Source organism: Streptomyces sp. CO7 (assembly GCF_053474865.1).
The window spans coordinates 232,470-235,286 of record NZ_JBRIOU010000002.1 but is presented as its reverse complement, the minus strand read 5'-3'; the positions used below and the strand labels follow the sequence as shown (position 1 = coordinate 235,286).

The following is a 2,817-nucleotide window of genomic DNA, read 5'->3' as shown; positions in this document are numbered from 1 at the left end:
ATCGTGCCGCTGGGCGGCACGGGTGGGCGCAGGGGCCCACGTCCTGGCGAGACGGCTCGCTCCACCCGACGTAAGCCCCTCCGGGAAGGGGGCGGGGCGGGGGACAAAGACGGTGCCGTCCACCGGAGCCGGCCACGCCCCGCGCTGCGGTCGGGGTCACGTGCGTACGGTGCGCGTACGCCGAGGGAGCATGACCCCGGCCGGGCCCGCCCGGACGTGGGGTCACGCCGGGGCGATCTCCGTGATGAGGGCCTCGACCAGGACGCGGATCTCGTCGCGGATCGGGCGGACCGCCTCGACCCCCTGACCCGCCGGGTCGTCGAGCTGCCAGTCGAGGTACCGCTTCCCGGGGAAGACCGGGCACGTGTCGCCGCACCCCATCGTGACGCAGACGTCGGACTCCCGTACCGCGTCGACGGTGAGCCGCTTCGGCACCGCGGCGGCGATGTCGATGCCCACCTCCCGCATCGCCTCCACCGCGGCCGGATTGACCCGCTCGCCGGGCGCGGAGCCGGCGGACCGCACCTCGACGCGGTCCCCGGCCAGGTGGTGCAGCCATGCGGCGGCCATCTGGGACCGGCCGGCGTTGTGCACGCAGACGAAGAGCACGGACGGCTTCTCGGACATCAGGAGGTCACACCTGTCTCTCGGTACCCGGGGGTGTCGGCTTCAGGGCCGGTGTGACAGTATCAGCGCATGCTGACGTCAGTCGATGCTGATCTGTTGAGGGTACTGGCCGACCCGCTGAGGCTCCGGATCGTGACCCTGCTGGCCCGGGAGACCCTATGCACCACCCACCTGGTGGAGGAGACGGGCGCCCGGCAGACCAATCTCTCCAACCACCTGAAGGTGCTGCGGGAGGCGGGGGTCGTGGAGACCGAGCCGTGCGGGCGGTTCACGTACTACCGGCTGAGGCCCGACGTCCTCGAGGCGCTGTCCGGCGGACTCGCCGGCCTCGCCGCCACCGCCCGCACCCACGCCGACTCGAAGAGGGCCTGCCCGTGACCCGCCCCACGACCCGTCCCGAGAACCGTCCGGCACCCGGCGGGGAACGCACGGAGGGACACGACGCGTCGGTCGTCGCCCGGCTCTCCACCCTGGACCGCTACCTGGCGGTGTGGATCCTGGCCGCCATGGCCGTGGGCCTCGGCCTCGGCCGGCTGGTCCCGGCGATGGACGACGCCCTCGCCGCCGTCGAGATCGGCGGCATCTCGCTGCCCATCGCCCTCGGCCTGCTGGTGATGATGTACCCGGTCCTCGCCAAGGTCCGCTACGACCGGCTGGACGCCGTCACCGGCGACCGGCGCCTGATGGTCTCCTCGCTGGTGATCAACTGGGTCGTCGGCCCCGCCGTGATGTTCGCGCTGGCCTGGATCTTCCTGCCCGACCTGCCGGAGTACCGGACCGGTCTGATCATCGTCGGCCTGGCCCGTTGCATCGCGATGGTGGTGATCTGGAACGACCTGGCCTGCGGCGACCGCGAGGCCGGCGCCGTCCTGGTCGCGCTGAACTCCGTCTTCCAGGTGCTGGCCTTCGGTCTGCTCGGCTGGTTCTACCTCGACCTCCTGCCCGGCCTGCTCGGCCTGGACGGCGCGGCGCTGGACGTCTCGACGGCGGAGATCGCGCTCAACGTCGCCATCTTCCTCGGCGTCCCGCTGGCCGCCGGGTTCCTCACCCGCCGGGTCGGCGAGCGCCGGCTGGGCCGGGAGCGGTACGAGAGCGCGTTCCTGCCGAGGATCGGCCCGTGGGCGCTGTACGGCCTGCTCTTCACCATCGTGGTCCTGTTCGCGCTGCAGGGCGGGACGATCACCTCGCGTCCGCTGGACGTGGTCCGGATCGCGCTGCCGCTGCTGGTGTACTTCGCGGTGATGTGGTTCGGCTCCTTCTTCCTCGGCCGGGCGATCGGTCTGCCCTACGACCGCACCGCGACCCTCGCGTTCACCGCGGCCGGCAACAACTTCGAGCTGGCGATCGCCGTGGCGGTGGCCACCTTCGGCGTCACCTCGGGCCAGGCCCTGTCCGGCGTGGTCGGCCCGCTGATCGAGGTCCCGGTGCTCGTCGCCCTGGTCCACGTCTCCCTGGCGTGGCGGAGCCGCTTCGCCGCCGTGGGCAGCCGGTGAGCGACGCGGCACCCAGGCCGGTGCCGGTGCCCGTGGTGGTGATCGGCGGAGGCCAGACCGGGCTGGCCGCCGGCTACCACCTGCGGCGTCTGGGCGTGGAGTTCGTCGTCCTGGACGCCGGCTCCGCGCCCGGCGGCGCCTGGCGGCACGCCTGGGACTCTCTGCGCCTCTTCTCCCCCGCCGCGTACTCCTCGCTGCCGGGGCGGCCGATGCCGCCGCAGCGGGGCGAGACCTACCCGGACGCCCGCCACGTCGTGGACTACCTCGCCGACTACGAGCGGCGCTACGACCTGCCCGTGGTGCGGCCGGTCCGCGTGCTGGGGGTGCACCGGGAGGCGGCCGGGGCGCTCCGGGTCGAGACCGACCGCGGGACCTGGCGCGCCCGCGCGGTGCTGAGCGCCACGGGCACCTGGGAGCGGCCCTTCTTCCCGGCGGTGCCCGGCCGTGAGGAGTTCCGGGGCCGGCAGCTGCACACGGTCGGCTACCGCGACCCGCACGAGTTCGCCGGGCGGCGGGTGGTGGTCGTCGGCGGGGGCAACTCCGGGGCGCAGATCGCCGCCGATCTGGCGCCGCACAGTGACCTGACCTGGGTCACCCGGCGGCCGCCGCGGTTCCTGCCCGACGAGGTGGACGGCCGGACCCTGTTCGACGTGGCCACCGCGCGCCGCCGGGCCCTGGAGGAGGGCCGCGCCGACAC

The 2,817-nt window shown here is 73.8% G+C and carries 4 protein-coding genes; 3 read left to right on the top strand and 1 reads right to left on the bottom strand.

The genetic code is table 11. From position 1 onward, the window contains the following. Nucleotides 1-222 precede the first annotated feature (222 nt). Nucleotides 223-627, bottom strand: a complete 405-nt coding sequence (locus ACOV8S_RS02965) for an arsenate reductase ArsC (RefSeq protein ID WP_448315948.1) — start codon at nt 625-627, stop codon at nt 223-225. A 69-nt stretch (nt 628-696) separates the two neighbouring features. On the opposite strand from ACOV8S_RS02965, the gene ACOV8S_RS02960 reads away from it, so the two are divergent. The 3 genes from ACOV8S_RS02960 to ACOV8S_RS02950 all read left to right on the top strand — a co-directional run. Further along, nucleotides 697-1,005 (top strand): ArsR/SmtB family transcription factor, encoded by a 309-nt coding sequence (locus ACOV8S_RS02960; protein WP_448315947.1) that lies wholly within the window; start codon nt 697-699, stop codon nt 1,003-1,005. Beyond that, nucleotides 996-2,120, top strand: coding sequence for an ACR3 family arsenite efflux transporter (gene arsB / locus ACOV8S_RS02955; protein WP_448317331.1), 1,125 nt, complete (start codon nt 996-998; stop codon nt 2,118-2,120). The genes ACOV8S_RS02960 and arsB overlap by 10 nt, the downstream gene beginning before the upstream one ends. Further along, nucleotides 2,117-2,817 (top strand): FAD-dependent oxidoreductase (locus tag ACOV8S_RS02950; RefSeq protein WP_448315946.1); only part of this gene is annotated, 701 nt, incomplete at its 3' end. The genes arsB and ACOV8S_RS02950, both read left to right, overlap by 4 nt.

Coding starts and splice junctions, on each gene's coding strand:
- ACOV8S_RS02965 (WP_448315948.1), bottom strand. CDS start 627: ATGTCCGAGAAGCCGTCCGTGCTCTTCGTCTGCGTGCACAACGCCGGC.
- ACOV8S_RS02960 (WP_448315947.1), top strand. CDS start 697: ATGCTGACGTCAGTCGATGCTGATCTGTTGAGGGTACTGGCCGACCCG.